The organism is Cupriavidus basilensis (genome assembly GCF_008801925.2).
GTDB lineage: Bacteria > Pseudomonadota > Gammaproteobacteria > Burkholderiales > Burkholderiaceae > Cupriavidus > Cupriavidus basilensis.
Window position 1 is genome coordinate 1,334,088 of record NZ_CP062803.1, and the last position, 18,616, is coordinate 1,352,703.

The 18,616-nt window shown below is 67.0% G+C and carries 19 protein-coding genes; 10 read left to right on the forward strand and 9 right to left on the reverse strand.

Annotation, left to right across the window (positions count from 1 at the left end; translation table 11 throughout):
• Positions 1 to 97 precede the first annotated feature (97 nt).
• The 3 genes from F7R26_RS06020 to F7R26_RS06030 form a co-directional block, all read right to left on the reverse strand.
• Positions 98 to 832 (reverse strand): histidine phosphatase family protein, encoded by a 735-nt coding sequence (locus tag F7R26_RS06020; RefSeq protein ID WP_150983790.1) that lies wholly within the window; start codon positions 830 to 832, stop codon positions 98 to 100.
• A 105-nt stretch (positions 833 to 937) separates the two neighbouring features.
• Positions 938 to 1,717, reverse strand: a complete 780-nt coding sequence (locus F7R26_RS06025; RefSeq protein ID WP_150983791.1) for an oxepin-CoA hydrolase, alternative type — start codon at positions 1,715 to 1,717, stop codon at positions 938 to 940.
• 91 nt (positions 1,718 to 1,808) lie between these two features.
• On the reverse strand, positions 1,809 to 3,332 hold the full coding sequence (locus tag F7R26_RS06030) for a 3-hydroxyacyl-CoA dehydrogenase (RefSeq protein WP_150983792.1): 1,524 nt from the start codon (positions 3,330 to 3,332) through the stop codon (positions 1,809 to 1,811).
• Positions 3,333 to 3,572: 240 nt separating this feature from the next.
• Here F7R26_RS06030 and F7R26_RS06035 point away from each other — a divergent pair, with 240 nt between their 5' ends.
• On the forward strand, positions 3,573 to 4,214 hold the full coding sequence (locus tag F7R26_RS06035) for a glutathione S-transferase (protein WP_150983793.1): 642 nt from the start codon (positions 3,573 to 3,575) through the stop codon (positions 4,212 to 4,214).
• A gap of 319 nt (positions 4,215 to 4,533) precedes the next feature.
• Here F7R26_RS06035 and F7R26_RS06040 read toward each other — a convergent pair whose 3' ends face one another.
• Positions 4,534 to 5,721, reverse strand: coding sequence for a pyridoxal phosphate-dependent aminotransferase (locus F7R26_RS06040; RefSeq protein WP_150983794.1), 1,188 nt, complete (start codon positions 5,719 to 5,721; stop codon positions 4,534 to 4,536).
• A gap of 54 nt (positions 5,722 to 5,775) precedes the next feature.
• Complete coding sequence (locus F7R26_RS06045; protein WP_416351308.1) at positions 5,776 to 6,330, reverse strand: putative toxin-antitoxin system toxin component, PIN family; 555 nt, start codon at positions 6,328 to 6,330, stop codon at positions 5,776 to 5,778.
• Between the two features lie 39 nt (positions 6,331 to 6,369).
• Here F7R26_RS06045 and yaaA point away from each other — a divergent pair, with 39 nt between their 5' ends.
• Both yaaA and F7R26_RS06055 read left to right on the forward strand, forming a co-directional pair.
• The gene (gene yaaA / locus F7R26_RS06050; RefSeq protein WP_150983795.1) at positions 6,370 to 7,155 is read left to right on the forward strand and encodes a peroxide stress protein YaaA; all 786 of its coding nucleotides are present in this window, start codon (positions 6,370 to 6,372) and stop codon (positions 7,153 to 7,155) included.
• A 91-nt stretch (positions 7,156 to 7,246) separates the two neighbouring features.
• Positions 7,247 to 8,389, forward strand: coding sequence for a M14 family metallopeptidase (locus tag F7R26_RS06055; RefSeq protein ID WP_150983796.1), 1,143 nt, complete (start codon positions 7,247 to 7,249; stop codon positions 8,387 to 8,389).
• Positions 8,390 to 8,458: 69 nt separating this feature from the next.
• On the opposite strand, the gene F7R26_RS06060 is transcribed toward F7R26_RS06055, so the two are convergent.
• From F7R26_RS06060 to F7R26_RS06070, 3 genes are all read right to left on the reverse strand, one after another.
• A complete protein-coding gene (locus tag F7R26_RS06060) occupies positions 8,459 to 9,292 on the reverse strand; it encodes a BspC domain-containing protein (RefSeq protein ID WP_416351309.1) in 834 nt (277 codons plus the stop codon).
• A gap of 323 nt (positions 9,293 to 9,615) precedes the next feature.
• Entirely contained in the window at positions 9,616 to 10,488 is an 873-nt protein-coding gene (locus tag F7R26_RS06065) for an N-formylglutamate amidohydrolase (protein WP_150983797.1), read from the reverse strand.
• A 12-nt stretch (positions 10,489 to 10,500) separates the two neighbouring features.
• Positions 10,501 to 11,487 (reverse strand): tripartite tricarboxylate transporter substrate binding protein BugE, encoded by a 987-nt coding sequence (locus F7R26_RS06070; protein WP_150983798.1) that lies wholly within the window; start codon positions 11,485 to 11,487, stop codon positions 10,501 to 10,503.
• Between the two features lie 179 nt (positions 11,488 to 11,666).
• On the opposite strand from F7R26_RS06070, the gene gcvA reads away from it, so the two are divergent.
• The 7 genes from gcvA to F7R26_RS06105 all read left to right on the forward strand — a co-directional run bounded on the left by gcvA (position 11,667) and on the right by F7R26_RS06105 (position 17,367).
• Positions 11,667 to 12,569: a transcriptional regulator GcvA gene (gcvA, locus tag F7R26_RS06075; protein WP_150983799.1), complete on the forward strand. Its 903-nt coding sequence runs from the start codon at positions 11,667 to 11,669 to the stop codon at positions 12,567 to 12,569.
• A 155-nt stretch (positions 12,570 to 12,724) separates the two neighbouring features.
• The gene (locus F7R26_RS06080; protein WP_150983800.1) at positions 12,725 to 13,030 is read left to right on the forward strand and encodes a YXWGXW repeat-containing protein; all 306 of its coding nucleotides are present in this window, start codon (positions 12,725 to 12,727) and stop codon (positions 13,028 to 13,030) included.
• Positions 13,031 to 13,269: 239 nt separating this feature from the next.
• A complete protein-coding gene (locus tag F7R26_RS06085; RefSeq protein WP_241754437.1) occupies positions 13,270 to 13,830 on the forward strand; it encodes an RNA polymerase sigma factor in 561 nt (186 codons plus the stop codon).
• Positions 13,827 to 14,225 carry a hypothetical protein gene (locus tag F7R26_RS06090; RefSeq protein ID WP_150983802.1) on the forward strand — a complete coding sequence of 133 codons (399 nt, stop codon included), beginning with the start codon at positions 13,827 to 13,829 and terminating at the stop codon, positions 14,223 to 14,225. Before F7R26_RS06085 ends, F7R26_RS06090 begins: the two co-directional genes overlap by 4 nt.
• Complete coding sequence (locus F7R26_RS06095; RefSeq protein ID WP_150983803.1) at positions 14,222 to 14,707, forward strand: periplasmic heavy metal sensor; 486 nt, start codon at positions 14,222 to 14,224, stop codon at positions 14,705 to 14,707. The genes F7R26_RS06090 and F7R26_RS06095 overlap by 4 nt, the downstream gene beginning before the upstream one ends.
• 96 nt (positions 14,708 to 14,803) lie before the next feature.
• Positions 14,804 to 16,189 carry a DUF1800 domain-containing protein gene (locus tag F7R26_RS06100; RefSeq protein WP_150983804.1) on the forward strand — a complete coding sequence of 462 codons (1,386 nt, stop codon included), beginning with the start codon at positions 14,804 to 14,806 and terminating at the stop codon, positions 16,187 to 16,189.
• Between the two features lie 5 nt (positions 16,190 to 16,194).
• Complete coding sequence (locus F7R26_RS06105) at positions 16,195 to 17,367, forward strand: DUF1501 domain-containing protein (RefSeq protein ID WP_241754438.1); 1,173 nt, start codon at positions 16,195 to 16,197, stop codon at positions 17,365 to 17,367.
• 32 nt (positions 17,368 to 17,399) lie between these two features.
• On the opposite strand, the gene F7R26_RS06110 is transcribed toward F7R26_RS06105, so the two are convergent.
• Positions 17,400 to 18,575, reverse strand: a complete 1,176-nt coding sequence (locus F7R26_RS06110; RefSeq protein WP_006156773.1) for a vWA domain-containing protein — start codon at positions 18,573 to 18,575, stop codon at positions 17,400 to 17,402.
• Positions 18,576 to 18,616 lie beyond the last annotated feature (41 nt).

The window sequence follows — 18,616 nt, forward strand, 5'->3', positions numbered from 1 at the left end:
TGTCTCCGTGTTTTCGGTATGTTCCGGGTTTTCCGAGATTCGAATACGTCTGTCTTGTCCGTCTTGTCCGTTTTATCTTTATCTCTGTGCGGCGTGGCTAGCTGGCCGGCCCGCGCAGGTCGCGAAAGCGCAGGTATTGATGCAGCAACACTTCCATGGTGGTGTGGCGCGTACCGCTGTGCACGGGCGTGGGCGGCGAGTAATTCATCATGCGCACCACCCAGTCCAGTGGCTCGTCGCCCACGTCGAGCACATTGATGCAGCCGGCGGTTTGCATCAGGCTGCCGAAGAACACGCGGCGCCCGCAGGTGATGGCGTGGGAGAGGATGGCGCGGTTGGTGCCGCCATGCAGGACCAGCAGGGCGGTGTCCCAGTTCGGGTCGTCGCGCAGGCGGCGCAGGGCGGGCAGCACGCGGTCGAGGAATTCGCCCACGCTTTCGCCATCGAGGAAGCGCTTGTCTTCGGGCACTTCGCCTTCAAAGGCACCGATAAAGGCGTCGCGCAGCTTGTCGTCGCTGATGCCTTGCAGCTTGCCACCGCGGATTTCCTGCAGCTCGGGCCAGGTTTCCATCGCGGCATCGGCCATGCCGGGCAACTCCGCCAGCACGCGCTCGGCGGTTTCCACCGTGCGCGGCAGCCCGCTGACGATGATGCGGTCGAAGCGGATGTTCTCGGCGGCAAACGCACGGCCAGCCGCGCTGGCCTGTTCGCGCCCGGTATCGTTGAGCGGCACCAGCTCGGGCAGCGCAGGGCGCCCGGTCTCGTCGAAGTAGGTCACCGCGCCATGGCGCATCAGGTAGATGCGGCGGCGGGGCGAGGGCGGCAATTCCATGCAAGTCTCCGGTGCTTGTGCTGCTGTACCCGTCTGCGCGGGCATCGTTGGCGTGGCATTGCGAGGCCGGGTGCGCGCGTTGGCGAACCCGGCGGGCAGGGCGGCTCAGCGGTAGTTCGGCTTGCGCTTTTCCAGGAAGGCGCTGATGCCTTCGCCGCCATCCTTGTGATGCAGCGCGGCCACGAAGTTGTCGCGCTCTTGCGCCAGGTGCTCGGTCAGGCTGGCGGTGGCGGCGTGGTTGATCAGGCCCTTGATGCGGCCCATGGCGTGCGGCGAGCGCGTGGCCAGCGATTCGCCCAGGCGCAGCGCTTCGGTCAGCGCCTGGCCGGGCGGCACCACGCGGTTGACCAGCCCGAAATGGGCCAGGCGCGCGGCATCCACGGGCTTGCCTTCCATGATCAGTTCGGAGGCGAGCTGCCGGGGCAGGGCACGGGCCAGCTCGTACGAGCCGCCGCCGTCAGGCGTGAGGCCAACGTTGACGTAGGCCATCACGAACTTGGCGTCGCTGGCGGCCACCACGAAATCGCAGGCGAGCACCAGCGAGAAGCCGGCGCCCGCGGCGGGGCCTTCCACGGCAGCGATGATCGGCTTGGGGAAGGCGTGCAGCGTTTCGATCCAGTGGTTCAGGACTTCGATGCTCTCGGCTTGCACCTCGCGCGGCTTGGCGCGGTTGCCAAGCAGGCGGTTGAGGTTGCCGCCGGCGCAGAACACGCCATCCGCGCCGGTGATCACCACCGCGCGGATTTCGTCGTCGCGCGAGGCCAGCTCAAGCGCTTCCTGCGAGGCCGCGTAGATGTCCGGATGCAGCGCGTTGCGTGCCTCGGGGTTCGAGATGGTCAGCACCAGGGTGGTGTCGACGCGTTCGGATAACAGCTGTGCGGTCATGGCGGCCTGTGCGGATGCGCGAATGCAACGATGCAACGCGGTGTCGGATACGAAACGACCGCAGGCCAAAACAAGCCTGCGGTCGCGGTTCTTACTGCTCTTCGGCCAGCAGCGACAGCCCGAGGCCGGCGCGGCGCCACAGCCACGGGCTGGGGCGGTAGCGCATGTCGCCGGTCAGGCGTTCCAGGTTGCGCAGCACGGTCAGCACCAGATGCGGGCCGATCACGTCGCCCAGCGCCAGCGGGCCCTTGGGGTAGCCCAGGCCCAGGTTGACGGCGAGGTCGATGTCCACCGGCGTGGCAATGCGCTGTTGCGCGATGTCGCTGGCGATGTTCACGATGCAGCTGATGATGCGCTGGGCCACGAAGCCGGCCGAGTCGCGGATCACGGTCACGGGCACGCCGTCGCTGCCGAACACGCCGTGCGCGGCCTCGCGCATGGCGGCTGACGTGGCCGGCGTGGTCATCAGCGTGCGGCGCTTGGTGGCTTCGAACGGCAGCAGCGTGTCGATGGCGACCACGCGGGTGGGGTCCAGGCCCTCATGCAGGGCGCAGGTGGTGGCGTCCAGCCCCAGCGGCGTGACCACGATCAGGGCGTCGTCCGAGGGCCGGTTGCCGGCTTCGGGCGTGATGCCCAGCGAGAGCAGCAGCTTGACCGCCATGCCGTGGCCGCGTTCGTCGGCAAGGCTGACCCAGACGCTGGCCGGGCGCGCGGTGGGCACGGCGGCGGTGGCGGGCAGCTGCTTCTGGCCGTCGGCATAGCGGTAGAAACCGGCGCCGGCCTTGCGGCCGATCAGGCCGCCCACCGAGCGGATCGCCGTGATGGGCGACGGGCGGTAGCGCGGTTCCTGGTAGAACTGGTTGTAGATGGATTCCATCACCGGGTGCGACACGTCCAGCCCGGTCAGGTCCATCAGCTCGAACGGGCCCATGCGAAAGCCCGCCTGCTCGCGCATGATGGCGTCGATGTCGGCGAACCCGGCCACGCCTTCCTGCGCGACCTTCAGGCCTTCGATGTTCATGCCGCGCCCGGCATGGTTGACGATAAAGCCGGGCATGTCCTTGCAGCGCACCGGGGTATGGCCCAGGCGGCGCGACAGGGCCATCAGCGCGTCACCCACGGCGGGGTCGCCGGACAGGCCGTCGATCACCTCGACCACCTTCATCAGCGGCACCGGGTTGAAGAAGTGATAGCCGGCGATGCGGCCAGGTTGCTTGGCGCCCACCGCGATCGCGGTGATCGACAGCGACGACGTGTTGGAGGCAATCACGGCATCCGCACGCAGGATGGCTTCGAGCTTGGCCACCAGGTCACGCTTGACTTCGAGCTTTTCGACGATGGCCTCGAGCACCATGTCGCAGCCCGCCAGGTCTTCCAGGGCATTGCAGGGCAGCACGCGGGCCAGCGCGGCGGCGCCGTCCTCGGCGCTCATCTTGCCCTTTTCGGCCAGCTTGGCGAACGTATCCTGCAGGTATTGCCGGGCGGCGGCCACGGCTTGCGGGTTGGTGTCGTACAGGCTGACGGTCAGCCCGGCCTGCGCGGCGATCTGGGCAATGCCCCGGCCCATGGCGCCGGTGCCGACGATGCCCAGCGAGTCAATGGTGAAAGTGCTCATAGTGCGTCCAGAAAAGTGTGGTTAAATTAGCACGATCGTACGTTTTTTGCATCATCCGCGACAGTGGGGCGATGCAGGCGGCGTGCGCTGATCGGCCAACGCGGACCGCCAGAGTCTGTCATGGCACACAATGCCTGCTTGCCTGTGTGTGGGCAGGTTACCTTAGCCCCTGATTTCATCGCGATCCACCCGGTGGGTTGCCAATCACGCCAATCACGCCATAACGAGGAGAGAGACGACATGCTGAAACTCTGTGGTTTTGCCGCCAGCAACTACTACAACAAGGTCAAGCTGGCCTTGCTGGAAAAGAACCTGCCGTTCGAGGAGGAGCTGGCCTGGATCGGCAAGACCGATCTCGAAGCCTCGCCGCTGGGCAAGGTGCCCTACATGATCACCGATCACGGCCCGCTATGCGAGTCCGAAGTACTGGACGCCTATATCGAGGCGACCTACCCGCAAGCGCCGCTGCTGCCCGCCAGCCCCTACGAGGCGGCCAAGGTGCGCGAACTGGTGACCTTCCTGGAGCTGTACCTGGAGCTGACCGCGCGCGAGCTTTACGCTGAAGCGTTTTTCGGCGGCAAGGTCAGCGATGGCGTCAAGGAACGCCAGAAAAAGCTGCTGGAACGCTATATCCCCGCCTTCGCCAAGCTGGCGAAGTTCTCGCCCTACCTGGCGGGCGACACCTTTACGCTGGCGGACTGCGCCGCGGTGGTGCACTTTCCGCTGATCTCGTCTTGCACCAAGATCATCTACGGTACGGACATGCTGGCCGACCTGCCGGTCAAGGCGTACCTCAAGCGCATGTCGGAGCGCCCGACGGTGCAAAAGGTGAATGAGGATCGCAAGGCGAATACCGAGCTGATGCTGAGCGGCCGGAAGTAAGGCGAGACGCCGCGCGATGCGAAGCGAGCCGTGAAGGTGTGATCTCCCGTTATGGGGCGCCTCGTCGTCAGGCCAAAAGAGCGGAAAAGAGGAGGCCATGTTTGAGTATCGCCCTAAGGCGATGCGAGTTTGGCCTCCGGCCGCTCTTTTGGCCTGACGACGAGGAGTCTTTCGCCCCATCCGGGTCGCCTTCTTTGCCTCCTTTCTTGGCGAGACAATAAAGGAGGTCGCCTCCCCGCAGGGGAGGTGAAACTGCTTTTGACTTTGTCCTTGAATTTAAGCAGTTGCAGTTGCAGTTACAGTCAAACCGTCATCCCACTTACAGCCGCTTCAATCTCTCCAACGCCAGCGCCAGCGTCTCTTCCTTCTTGGCAAAACAGAACCGCACCACCCCAGACTCCCGCGGCTGCGAGTAAAACGCCGAAACCGGAATCGCCGCCACGCCGATCTCGCGCGTGAGCCACATCGAGAAGTCCGCCTCGCTCATGTCCGAGATGGCGGAGTAGTCCACGCACTGGAAGTAGGTGCCGTCTGACGGCAGCAGCTTGAAGCGCGTGCCGGCCAGCCCGGCGCGGAAGAAATCGCGCTTGGCCTGGTAGAAGCCCGCCAGGTCCAGGTAGGGCGCCGGGTCCGCCATGTAGTCGGCCAGGCCATGCTGCACCGGGGTGTTCACCGTGAACACATTGAACTGGTGCACCTTGCGGAACTCGGCCGAGAGCGCGGCCGGCGCGGCCACATAGCCCACTTTCCAGCCAGTCACGTGGTAGGTCTTGCCGAAGCTCGATACCACGAAGCTGCGGCGTGCCAGCTCCGGGTGACGCGATACCGACTGGTGCTGCTGGCCGTCGAACACCATGTGCTCGTACACCTCGTCTGACAGCAGCAGGATGTCGGTGCCCGCCAGCAGTCCGGCCAGGCGATCCATGTCGCCGGCGCGCCAGATGGTGCCGGTGGGGTTGTGCGGCGTGTTGATCAGCAGCATCCGCGTGCGCGGCGTGATCGCGGCGGCGAGGCGGTCAAAGGGGATGTGGAAGTGCGGCGCGTCAAGGGCCACCGACACGACCTTGCCACCGGCCATTTCGATCGCGGGGATGTAGCTGTCGTAGCAGGGTTCCAGCACGATCACTTCATCGCCCGGATGCACGGCGCACAGGATAGTGGTCAGGATGCCCTGGGTGGCGCCCGCCGTGACCGTGATCTCGCTGTCCCAGTCGTAGGCATGGCCGTACAGCTTGCCGATCTTGCCGGCGATGGCCTGGCGCAGCTTGGGCACGCCCGCCATCGGCGGGTACTGGTTCAGGCCAGCGCGCATGGCTTGCGCGACGGCATCGACGATCTTCGGGGCGCAGTCGAAATCCGGGAAGCCCTGGCCGAGGTTGACGGCATTGCGCTCGGCGGCCAGCGCCGACATCACGGTAAAGATGGTGGTGCCGACCTTGGGCAGGCGCGAAGCCGGCGGCGTGAGGGGAGCAAGGGTGCCGGGCTGGGCGGAGAGATTCGTGGGCATGGGAAGCTGCGTCAGGCTGGGCGGTCGGGATGGTCGGAAAACGATGCTGGCATTCTAGCGGGGATCGGCCGGCGCCTGTGCCGCGGCCTCCTCGCGCGCCGTCAGCCAGCTGGCGAAGGCCTGGGGCAGCAGGATGTCCACGCCGCTCTGGCGGCGCAGGCGGCCTTTGAGCTTGAGCACGGCCTTGTCCTTGGAGACCAGGCAGGCGGCCTGGGCAAAGTGCGCCAGCTCGATGAACTTCTGGTCGTCGGTATCGCGGCAGCGCGGCAGGCGGGCCGCTGCGATGTCGGCTTCTTCCGGGATGGCGATGCGGGTGGTCAGCCGGTCGACTGTGGCCATGGCGGCGGGAATATCGACACCAAAATGGGCAAATTGCGGATAAGCCAGCACTCGGCGCAACTCCTCGCGGCAATCGGCGCGGATCACCGCCGCAATGGCGCCGGTGTCCAGCGCGGCCCGGATCGGCTCGACGTGCGGATCCGCAAAGACCAGCAGGTCGACCCAGATGTTGGAGTCGAGCACGACCCGCGGTGCCAGCGGGCCGGGGACGGGAATGGCCTGTGGGGCCGGCGGGGAATTGAGGGGTGCTGCGGTGGAGTCGGGGTGCATTCGTTACAATCAGGCCTTTGTGTTTGCCGCGATTTTGCCATGCTCATCGTCTTGTCCCCTGCCAAGTCGCTCGACTACGAGACGCCCCCGCGTCTGAAGACCCATACGCTGCCCCGTTTTATCGACCGTTCGGCGGTGCTGATCGAGCGTCTGCGCAAGCTCGCGCCGCAGGATATCGGGGCGCTGATGGACATCTCCGACAAGCTCGCGGTGCTCAACGCCACCCGCTACGGCGACTGGTCGCCGGAATTTACCGCGGCCAACAGCAAGCAGGCCGTGCTCGCCTTCAACGGCGATGTGTACGAGGGGTTCGACGCGTCCAGCCTGTCGGACGATGACGTTGGCTTCGCGCAGAAGCATGTGCGCATCCTGTCCGGCCTCTACGGCGTGCTGCGCCCGCTCGACTGGATGCAGCCCTACCGGCTGGAGATGGGCACGCGCCTGGACAACGTGGCAGGCAAGGATCTCTATGCGTTCTGGGGCGATGACGTCACGCAGTTGCTCAACGATGACTTCAAGGCACTGAAGGCAGAAGGCAGCCCGGCCCTGGTCAACCTGGCCTCCGAGGAATACTTCAAGGTGGTGCGTCCCAAGGTGCTTGGCGCCAGGATCGTCACGCCGGTGTTCGAGGACTGGAAGGGCGGCCGCTACAAGATCATTTCCTTCCACGCCAAGCGGGCGCGCGGCTTCATGGCCCGCTACGCGGTGACGCATCGCATCACCGAGCCGGCCAAGCTCAAGCGTTTCGCCGAGCATGGCTACGCCTTCGATGCCGCGGCATCCGACGACGCCCGCTGGGTCTTCCGCCGCCGCCTCGAAGACTGACGCACGCCCCGGATACGCCCGATCGCCCCCGAACCCAGCGCCAGGGATGGCCTACAGGCATCCCAGCCCGAACCTTGCGAGACGCCACATCATGAGTTCAGCCCTGCATATTTCCGCCAGCTTCGATTCGGGCGCCATTGAAGTCGAATCGCTTGCGCAGGCGAGCGACATCCGCCTGCGCATCCGGGCAGACTCGCATGCAGAGTTCCGCCAGTGGTTCCATTTCCGGCTGCAGGGCGCGGCCGGCCAGGCGTGCCGCCTGCAGTTCCTCAATGCCGGCGACTGCACCTACCCCGACGGCTGGCGTGGCTACCAGGCCGTGGCCTCCTATGACCGCGCGCACTGGTTCCGCGTGCCGACCAGCTTCGATGGCAGCACCATGACGGTGGCCTTCACGCCCGAGCATGACAGCGTGTGGCTGGCCTACTTCGAGCCCTACTCCGAGGACCGCCACCTGTCCCTGCTGGCCACCTGCCAGCGTTCGCCGCTGGCGCGGCTCTCACACCTGGGCAGCACGGTGGACGGCCGCGACATGACCGCGGTCACGGTCGGCACGCCTGGCGACGGCAAGAAGGCCATCTGGATGATCGCGCGCCAGCATCCCGGCGAATCCATGGCGGAATGGTTCTGCGAGGGCGTGCTGCAGCGCCTGACGGGCACTGGCATGTGGGCCGGCGACCCGGTGGCGCGCCGCCTGCTGGAGCGCGCCGTGTTCCACATCGTGCCGAACATGAACCCGGACGGCTCGGCGCGTGGCAACCTGCGCACCAATGCGGCGGGCGCCAACCTCAATCGCGAATGGATGGCCCCCAGCGAGCAGACCAGCCCGGAGGTGTATCACGTGCGCCGTGCCATCGAGGCCACCGGCTGCGACATGTTCTTCGACATCCATGGCGACGAGGGCCTGCCGTATAACTTCGTCGCGGGCAGCGAGATGCTGCCCGGCTTTACCGAGGTGCAGAAGGCCGAGCAACTGCGTTTCATCGACGCGTTCAAGCGCGCCACGCCGGACTTCCAGGACGTGCACGGCTACGCTGCCAGCAAGTACAACCAGGACGCACTCAAGCTGGCCTCGAAGTACATCGGCCATACCTTTGGCTGCCTGTCGCTGACGCTGGAGATGCCGTTCAAGGACAATGCCGACCAGCCCGACCCGGCGGTGGGATGGAATGGCGCGCGCAGCGCCCTGCTGGGCGCTGCGATGCTGCAGGCGGTGCTGGCGCAACTGGGCTGAGGATGTGACCCCAGGCACCTGGCCGCCGTCGGACGGGCCAGGTGCGGGGCCGAAGCGCCTGGGCGGGCCTCAGTGCGGCTTCTTGGTGGTCGACTTGCTGGCGGTGGCCTTGCTGGTCTTGGCGCTGCTGCTCTTGGCCGTCGATTTGCTGCTGCTCGACCTGGACGAGGAGGTCGACTTGGTGGCCTTGCCGGAGCCGGACTTGCTTGCCTTGCTGCCCTTGTGGCCCTTGCTGCTGGTGGCCTGGCGCGTATTGCTGCCGCCGCTGCTGCGCACCGCGGGCGCTGCCGCCGGCTCGCTGATGACGGTGCCGCTGCCATCGAGCAATTCATAGGCCAGCATCATGCCGTCGGCATAGCCGCAGCGCACCTTGACCGGTTCCCACTGGGCTTCGGCGCGGCGCTTGTGCGCGGTCGCGGAAAATGTCACCACCGAGCTGACCGGCACCGCTTGCTTGCCTTGCGAGAAGCGGCCGTCCCATGGCTCGACGGTGGCCTGGCCGGCGCCGAGCGCGCCGGTGGGGATCTTCAATGCGTCGTAGGTGGCCGAGCGCGGCACGACCCAGCTGGCGTGCGCGGCGCAATCGGCCACATCCGCGCTGGCGTTCTCGGTCTGCATCAGTTGCTCGCGCATCTGCGCACGGTACTCGGCCAGGCTCACGCGGCCTTGCGCGGGCAGGGTCACGGTCTTAGTGGGCGGTGCGGGGGTGGCGGGCGGGGTCGGCGCGGGGCGGGTGGATGCGGAGTTGGCAGCGGCTGCCGGGGTGGCGATGCCGGGAGACACCACGGCGTCGCGATCATTGAGCGGGGTATCGGCGCAGCCCACCAGGGCGATCGCACCTGCCACTGCAGCAGCGAACGCACACAGCCGGCTGCTGAGGAGGTCAGAGATTCGTCGGATCACGGGATCGTCTTGCTTTGGAGCGTAAGGGGTTGGCAAAGGTCTGCCATGATAGAGGAAACCCATGCGGCAAAGTTCCGAAATCTCCCCACATAAGGGTTCTACCCGAAGGGAATGCATGCGGGATGTGCAGCAGAGTGCAGCGTAGGGCAGCACAGGGCAGTGTTTTGCCCTGCTGCACGGGCCGCCCGGGGATGACGGCGCGAGGGGTGATACTCGAGTGCGGCACGAGTGAGCCCGGCGCGGGTGCCGGTTGGGCCCGCCACGCAATGCGCGGCGGGCCTCACGGTGTTCAACGCCTTCGAATGCGAAAACGCTGAACCCGCTCAGATCGTCTTGACGAAGGCCTTGAGGTCGTCCAGCAGCGCGTTGAGGTCTGCCTTCAACTTGCCGAAGCCCGCGTTGTGCACCAGGCCGACTTCGTCCATGTACAGCTTGCGGTTGATCTCAAGCTGCAGGCTGTGGCGCTTTTGCGCCGGCTGGCCCACCACGCGCACGATTTCCACGCCCTTGTAGGGGTGGTTGCGCCAGACGTCGTAGCCCATGTCCTTGAGCACGCCTTCCACGCGGTCCGTGAAGCGCGTGTCGCAGGTGGTGCCGTCGCGGTCGCCCACCACGAAGTCCGGATGCTGCAGCCCGGGATGCTCGGTGGCGTACTGCGCCGCCTGGCTGGGCATCGAGTGGCAGTTGATGTGCCAGGCGCTGCCGTGCGTGGCGATGGCCTGGTCGGCCAGCTTTTGCAGTTGCGCATAGTAGGGCAGGTAGTACTGCGCAATGCGCGCCTGCACCTCGGCCACGCTCAGCTTGCGGTCGTAGATGGCCTCGCCGGTATCCAGCACGCGCCACACCAGGCCCTTGCCAAGACGGGTCTTGGAGGTTTCCTGGCGCGGGCCGGGCCAGGGCGCGTCGAGCAGGGCTTCGTCGATTTCCTCGATGCCGCGGTTGGCATCGAGGTAGCTGCGCGGGAAGCCCGCGCACAGCAGCGCAATGCCGCGTGCGGGAGCATCGGCGTACAGCTCGTCGACAAAGGTGTCTTCGGCCTGGCGCAGCAGCGGCAGGGGCAAGCCGGCCGCCGGCCGGAAATCGGCCGGGTAGCTGGTGGCGCTATGCGGCGAATCGAGAAAGAGCGGGCTGCTCTCGCCTTGCGGCAGTTGCAGGAGGTAAGGGCTGAGCCCGGTCTTTCGGTCTGCTTCCGTCATGATGTGCGTCGTTTAATCCAGGGTGATCTTGGCTGCGGCGGCGATGCGCTTGTTCTTCGCCACTTCGGACTTGATCTGCGCGGCGAATTGCGCCGGGGTGTTGCCAACCGGCACCGCGCCCAGCTTTTCCAGCTTAGCCTTTACTTCGGGCAGCGCCAGTACCTTGACGGTGGCGTCGTGCAGCTTGGCTTGCACGTCGGCGGGCAGGTTGGCCGGCGCGATCAGGCCAAACCAGGCGGCGTCGTTGACTTCAGGCAGGCCGAGTTCGGCAAACGTCGGCACATTGGGCAGGGCCGGCACGCGCTTGGGCGAGGCCACGGCCAGGGCGCGCAGCTTGCCGCCTTCGATGAACGGCAGCGAGGACGGCAGGTTGTCGAACAGCACCTGCACCTGGTTGGCCAGCGCATCGTTGAGCGCCGGGCCCACGCCCTTGTACGGCACGTGCAGCAGTTCGGTCTTGCTGCTCATCTTGAACAGTTCGCCCATCATGTGCGAGACGCTGCCGTTGCCGGCCGAGCCGTAGGCCATCTTGTTCGGCTGGGCCTTGGCCAGCGCGATGAAGGCCTTCATGTCGTTGGCCTTCACCGCCGGGTTGATGCTCATCACGTTGGGCACCGAAGCCAGGTTGGTGATGGTGGTGAAGTCCTTGGTGGCGTCGTACGACAGGCGCGGGTACACGGCCGGGTTGATGCCGTGCGTGGACGCGGTAGCGATGCCCAGGGTGTAGCCGTCCGGCGCGGCCTTGGCCAGGTAACCGGTACCGATGCTGCCGCCGGCGCCGCCGCGGTTGTCCACCACCACGGTCTGGCCCAGTTGCTGGCCGAGCTTGTCGGCCACGATGCGCGCCACGATGTCGGTGGTGCCACCTGCCGGGAACGGCACAACCAGCGAGATCGGCTTGGTCGGGTACGTGCCCTGGGCAGCGGCCGACAGCGACAGGCCGGCGGCGGCGGCGCCGGTGGCGGCGGCAAGGAGGCGGAGCATGTTACGGCGTTGCATGGTTCGGTTCCTGAATGGAGGGGGGAGAGAAGGAAAGCGATTAAAGCTGTGAAAGCTGTGAAAGCGGTGAAAGCGCGGAAAAGAAAGGCTTCCCTGATTCTGCTTGTTCGTGCAGGCACACCGCAAACGAAATAAAATCGTGCGATCATTCCGTTTGGTAGTGAAGTAAGGGGTTATCTATGCGACGCTTATGTCCGTCGCTGACTGAATTGCAGGCCTTCGAGGCAGCCGCACGCTACAACAGCTTCACCACCGCGGCGCGGGAGCTTCACGTCACCCAGGGTGCCGTGAGCAAGCAGGTGCGCAGCCTGGAGGCCTTCCTGGGCGTGGAACTGTTCGAGCGCGTGCGACAGCGCCTGATGCTGACCGATGCCGGCCAGCGCTACCTGGACCGCATCCGCCCGAGCCTGACCGAGATCGAGGCTGCCACGGTGGAACTGATCGCCAGGCAGGGCCGCGGCGGTACCCTGCATATTGCCAGCATGCCCACGCTGGGTGCCAAGTGGCTGATCCCGCGCTTGCCGCAATTCTTCGAGAAGCATCCCGACGTCAGCCTTGAATTCGTGCCGCACGCGCAGGGCTACGATTTTTCCCAGCCCGACCTCGATGCTGCCATCCGCTTCGGTGACGGCATGTGGCCTGGCAGCCTTGCCGACTACATGACTGGCCGCGAAGTGCTGCCCGTGTGCCGCCCGGCCCTGCTGGCCGGCGAGCCGGAAGGCATGGCGCGCGTGCCCTCGGCGCTGCTGCGTTTTCCCCTGCTGCATCACACCACCGTACCCGAAGCCTGGCCCGACTGGTTCGCCGAGCTTGGCGTGGCGACACGCAAGGCCTGGAGCGGCGCGCGCTTCGACCAGTTCTCGCTGCTGACGCAGGCGGCGATGTCGGGGCTCGGCATCGCGCTGATCCCGCGCTGCCTGATCGAGGAGGAGCTCGCCACCGGCGTGCTGGTAGTGGCACATCCGGCGCGGGTGCTGAGCAAGAAGGGCTACTACCTCTGCTATCCCGAGCAGAAACAGCATCTGCCGGCGCTGCAGACCTTTCGCCAGTGGGTGATGGAAGGCGTCGACGTGGTGGCGTGAGCCGCGCGCCGCCGCTGTAATCAAAACTTACGCTTTTCCGCGACGGTTTTTTCCGCCCGCCTGCGTTTAAGAGACAGACAGACAAACATGATAAGCCTGCGCGCAAACCGCGCCAGGCTGTGGATTGTGGACTGGAGCTTCTCATGCGCAGATCAATGCCCCTCTCATCTAGCCTTGCCCGCCTGGGCGTTGCCGTGACGGCGGCGTTCGCGCTGGCGCCGGCATTCGCTCAAACCATCGTGATCGCACCCACGGCGCCCCCGCCGATGCGCCAGGAGGTCCTGCCGCCCGCGCGCGGCGGCTATGTGTGGGATCCGGGCCACTGGCAATGGCGCAATGGCGCCTACGTCTGGGTGGGCGGCCATTGGCGCCCGGCCAGGGCGGGCTATCGCTGGGTGCCGGGGCACTGGGTGGCGCGTGGCCCGCAATGGCGCTGGGTCGAAGGGCATTGGGCGCCATGAGCGGCATGGCATTCGTAAAGTGTGATGGCAGTCACCACAGCAAGGGGTAACCGATGAAAAGCCTTCTGATCGCGGCGCTTGTCGCCGTCACGTTGTCTGGCTGTGTGATTGTGCCGGCCCGGCCCGCTTACTATCACTATCGCGCGCCGGTTTTTGTTTACTGACGGGGCAAGCCGCGCCGGCCCCAGCGAAGACGCGGCTTGCGAGAAGGACGAACCGGCAACGCGGAACCACACCCATTGAGCGACACAGATCCGGACGATGCCCTGCTGGCGCGGGTCGGCAGGCATGATGCAGCCGCGGTGCGCGAGATGGTTTCGCGCAAGCTGCCGCGCGTGCTGGCACTGGCTACGCGCATGCTGGGCGACCGCGGCGAAGCGGAAGACGTGGCGCAGGAAGTCTTCGTGCGGTTGTGGAAGCAGGCCGCGCGCTGGCAACCCGGGCGGGCGCGCTTTGACACCTGGCTGCATCGTGTGGCGCTGAACCTTTGCTACGACCGCTTGCGCGGCACGCGCGAGCAGGCCATGGAGCCGGTGCCCGAGCAGGCGGAGCCCGGGGCCGGGCCCGAGCAAGCGCTGGATGCGGTGGCGCAGGGCGCGCGCGTAGGCGCGGCGCTGGCAAAGCTGCCCGCGCGCCAGCGCGAGGCGCTGGTGCTGCAGTATTACCAGGAGTTGCCTAATGGCGAGGCTGCCGCGCTGATGGGCATCAGCATCGAGGCGCTGGAAAGCTTGCTCGCTCGCGCACGCCGCAACCTGCGCGATTTGCTCATGCAAGACGGCCATCATGAGGATTTGCGATGACACCCGAGAGATTTCGCGCACTGACCGAGAGCTATGGTGCCGATCCGGCACGCTGGCCCGAACGGGAGCGAGCCGCGGGCCAGGCCATGGCTGCCGCGCCCGGGCAACTTGGCGCGCTGGCCGAAGCCGCTGCGCTCGACCGCTTGCTGGCCGCGCATCAGGTGGCCGCCCCGGAGATGGCGTTGCAGCGCCGCATTGCGCAGAGCGCGCCCGCGCCGCGCGCGCCGTGGTGGTGGTCCGGGCTAGGGTTGGCCGGCGTCGGCCTGGCCGGCACCTTGGCGGGCGCGTTGGTGGTCTCGGCCGTGCTGGCCACGGTGCCGGCGCCGGCCGCTATCGATCTGCCCTATGCCCCGACCGGCTTTGGTGGCATGGCGCATAACGGGAGCGAGGAATGAACGAGCGTACGCCGAAGCGGCTCAAGGTAGCGCTGGCGGTCTCCGTGCTGGTCAACGTGTTCCTGCTGGGCGCGATTGGCGGTGGCGGCTATCGCTGGTACGCCCTGGAGCGCCAGGCGGCCGCGCAGCCGCGCGGCCTGCGTTTTGCCGCCGACGGGCTGGAGGCCGAGCAGCGCAGGCAATTCCTGCAAGGCTTGCGCGCGGCGCGCCGTGCCGCGGGGGCCGATGTGGACGCCGCGCGCGACGGTCGCCACCAGGTGGAGCAATTGCTGAGGCAGCCGCAGTTCGAGCGCGACGCGCTGGCGGAGGCATTGGCCCGCACGCGCGAGGCCGATGCCGCGGTGCGTGCCCGCCTGGAAAGCAGCGTGGTGGATTTCGCCGCCACGCTGTCGCCCGAGGATAGGCAGACGCTGGCCGATGCACTGGTCCAGCGCGGCCCGCTGCGCACCGGCCAGGCGCGGCCCGCGAAGGCGGCGCAATGATGCGGCGATCGACCACGATGACAGTGGCGATAGCGATAGTGATAGCGACAAAGTGATAGCGATAAAGCCAGCAGGCACTTCCCAGGGGAGCAACGCATGACAAACACCGCCATGACGGCCGCGGCTGTCGCGGTCAACCGGTTCGGGCTGGGCGCGCGCCCGGACGAGCCGCTGCCAGCCGATCCGCGTGGCTGGCTGCTGGGCCAGTTCGAGCACTACGAGGCCAGGCCGGCGGCCTGGAGCGCGCAGCCGGACACGGCCGCGCTGGCCGGCGAGTTCGGCGCCCAGCAGCGCGAGGTGCGCCAGGCGCAGGCCGACGCCAAGACCGCGGCGCGCCAGCAATTGCAGCGCGAGACGCGCGAGGCCTATCGAGATGCCGTCGACGCGCGCGTGACCAGTGCACTGGTCACGCAAGCGCCGTTCGTCGAGCGGCTGGTGCATTTCTGGTCCAACCACTTTGCGGTGTCGGTGGAGAAGCCGGCCGTCGCAGCGCTGGCCGGCGCTTTCGAGGCCGAGGCGATCCGTCCCCATGTGCTCGGACGCTTCGAGGACATGCTGGTCGCGGTGGAGCGCCATCCCGCCATGCAGGTCTTCCTGGACCAGGTCCGCTCGATCGGCCCCGACAGCATGGCCGCGCGGGTGGCTGCGCAGCGCGCACCCGAGCGCCAGCTCGGATTGAACGAAAACCTCGCGCGCGAAATCATGGAACTGCATACGCTTGGCGTGCGCAGTGGCTACCAGCAAGCCGACGTGACCGAGTTCGCACGCGCGCTGACCGGCTGGAGCATCGGCGGCCTGGGCGCGCGCGACGACGGCGAGCCCGGGCGCTTCCAGTTCCGCGCGCGCGTGCATGAGCCTGGCACCCGCACTATCCTCGGCCGCAGCTACCCGCAGCAGGGCGAGGCGCAGGCGCTGGCCGTGCTGCATGATCTTGCGCAGAGCGAGGCCACGGCCAATCACCTGGCCACCAAGCTGGTGCGCCACTTCGTTGCCGATGCGCCGCCGCCCGCGCTGGTGGCGCGCTTGTCGCAGGCGTACCTGCGTAGTGGTGGCGCGCTGCCTGAGATGTACCGCGCGCTGGTGCAGTCGCCCGAGGCCTGGGCCAGCGAGCCGGCAAAATTCAAGACGCCGTGGGAGTGGACCCTTTCCTCCCTGCGCGGGTTGGGTTTGCGCGAGGCGGGCGCACAGCACTTCGCGCCTATGCTGACCCAGCTCGGACAGCCGGTATGGCGGCCGGGCTCGCCAGCGGGCTACGACGACATTGCCGCAAGCTGGGCCGCGCCCGATGCGCTGGTGCGCCGGGTTGAGCTGGCGCAGCGGCTGGCTGCGCGCGTCGGCGACCGGGTCGACGCGCGCGAGCTCGGCCCCAAGCTGCTTGCGGGCACGTTGTCGGCACCAACCGCTGCCGCCATCGCGCGTGCCGAAAGCGCGCAGACCGCACTGGCCTTGCTGCTGGTGTCGCCCGATTTTCAACGGAGGTGATTGCCATGTTTTCCCGCCGAGATTTCCTTCGCGCGACGGGCGGTGCCGCCGCCATGCTTGCGTTGCCGCGCCTCACGCTCGCCAGCGTCGACTCCGATCGCCGTTTCGTCTTCGTCATCCAGCGCGGCGCCGCCGATGGCCTGAACACGGTCATTCCCTACGCCGATCCTGGTTACGCCCGCCTGCGTGGCGCACTGGCCATCGACGCGGCGCAAGCCACCAAGCTCGATGGCACGTTCGCGCTGCATCCCGCGCTCACGGAAACGGCACGGATGTACGCGGCCGGGCAGGCGCTGTTCGTGCAGGCGGTGGCATCGCCATACCGCGAGCGTTCGCACTTCGATGGCCAGAACGTGCTGGAGACCGGCGGCGCCGCGCCTTACCAGGTGAAAGATGGCTGGATGAACCGGCTGCTGAGCCTGCTGCCCAAGCGGCCCGAGAATGCCATCGCCTTCGCGCCCACGGTGCCGGCGGCGCTGCGCGGGCCGGTGGAGGTCGGCTCCTATGCGCCATCGGCACTGCCGTCAGCGCCTGATGACCTGCTCGCGCGCGTCGGGCAGCTCTACGAGATGGACCCGCAATTGCATCCGCTCTGGAACGCAGCCATGCAGGCACGCGGGCTGGCGGGCGACGCCGGTGCGCGCCAGGACCCCGCAAGCCTCGGCCGTCTCGCCGCCGGCTTCCTGGCGCGCGCGGACGGGCCGCGCATTGCCATGATCGAGACCGGCGGCTGGGATACGCACAGCGCGCAAGCGCCACGCCTGGCGGCTCGCCTCAAGGCCCTGGACACCATGCTGGCAGCACTGCGCGACGGGCTGGGCCCGTCATGGGAGCGCACCACCGTGCTGGTGGCCACGGAGTTCGGGCGCACCGCCGCTGCCAACGGCACCGGCGGCACCGATCACGGCACCGGCGCGGCGGCGATATTGCTGGGCGGCGGGGTCAAAGGCGGGCGCGTGCTGGCCGACTGGCCGGGGCTGGCGCAGGGATCGCTTTACCAGGGGCGCGACCTGGCGCCGACCACGGAACTGGATGGGTTGATCGCCGCGGCAGCGGCACAGAGCTTCGGGCTGGATAGCGAGCGCGTGGCGCGCACGCTGTTCGGGCGCGGGCGGGGGGACGGGCGGGGGGACGAGGGTGGGCAGGGGGGAATGCTGGGCGGACTGCTGCGCGCCTGAAACACAGGGGCAGCAGTCCAGACCCGGTGGCGTTACTTGGAGAGCAGACGCATCGCCTGCTCCAGTCCGCCGAGCGTGACCGGATACATGCGCGACTTCATGATCTGGTTGATCACCGTCACCGACTGCCGGTATTGCCACAGGCCTTCGGGCTCGGGGTTGAGCCAGACGAAGCGCGGGAACTGCTCGATCAGGCGGTTGAGCCATACCGCCCCGGCTTCGGGGTTGTTGTACTCCACCGAGCCCCCGGGCTGCAGGATCTCGTATGGGCTCATGGTGGCATCGCCGACAAAGATCACCTTGTAGTCCGGCGTGTACTTGTGGATCAGGTCCCACGTGGCGATCTTCTCCGCATGGCGGCGGCGATTGTTCTTCCACACGTAGTCGTACACGCAGTTATGGAAGTAGTAGTACTCCAGGTGCTTGAACTCGGTCTTGGTGGCCGAGAACAATTCCTCCACGCGCTTGATGTGGTCGTCCATCGAGCCGCCGACGTCCATCAGCATCAGCACCTTGACCTTGTTGTGGCGCTCCGGGCGCAGCTTGATGTCGAGCAGGCCGGCATTGGCGGCGGTGGAGTGGATGGTGTCGTCCAGGTCCAGCTCGGTTTCCGCGCCTTCGCGCGCGAAACGGCGCAGGCGGCGCAGCGCCACCTTGATATTGCGCGTGCCGAGCTCGACCTGGTCGTCGTAGTCCTTGTAGGCGCGGGTTTCCCACACCTTGATGGCGGTGCGGTTGCCCTTGGACGGGCCGCCGATGCGGATGCCTTCCGGGTTATAGCCGCCGTGGCCGAACGGCGAGGTGCCGCCGGTGCCGATCCACTTGTTGCCGCCCTCGTGTTTTTCCTTTTGCTCGTCGAGTAGCTGCTTGAGCCGCTCCATCAGCTTGTCGAGGCCCCCCATGGCTTCGATCTTGGCCTTTTCCTCGGCCGAGAGCTCGCGCTCCAGCGTCTTTTGCAGCCAGTCCAGGGGGATGTCGGATTTCCAGTCGACCAGGCTTTCGATGCCCTTGAAGTAGGCGGCAAAGGTCTGGTCGAACTTGTCGAAGTGCTTCTCGTCCTTGACCAGCGTCATGCGCGACAAGTAGTAGAACTCGTCGATCGACGGCGTGATCACCTCGGCCTTGAGCGCTTCCAGCATGGTCAGGTATTCCTTGACCGAGACGGGCAGCTTGGCGTGGCGCAGCGAGAAGAAAAAATCGATCAGCATGGTGGGCTCGCTTAGAGTTTCCCGCAACGGGTGCGGCGGTT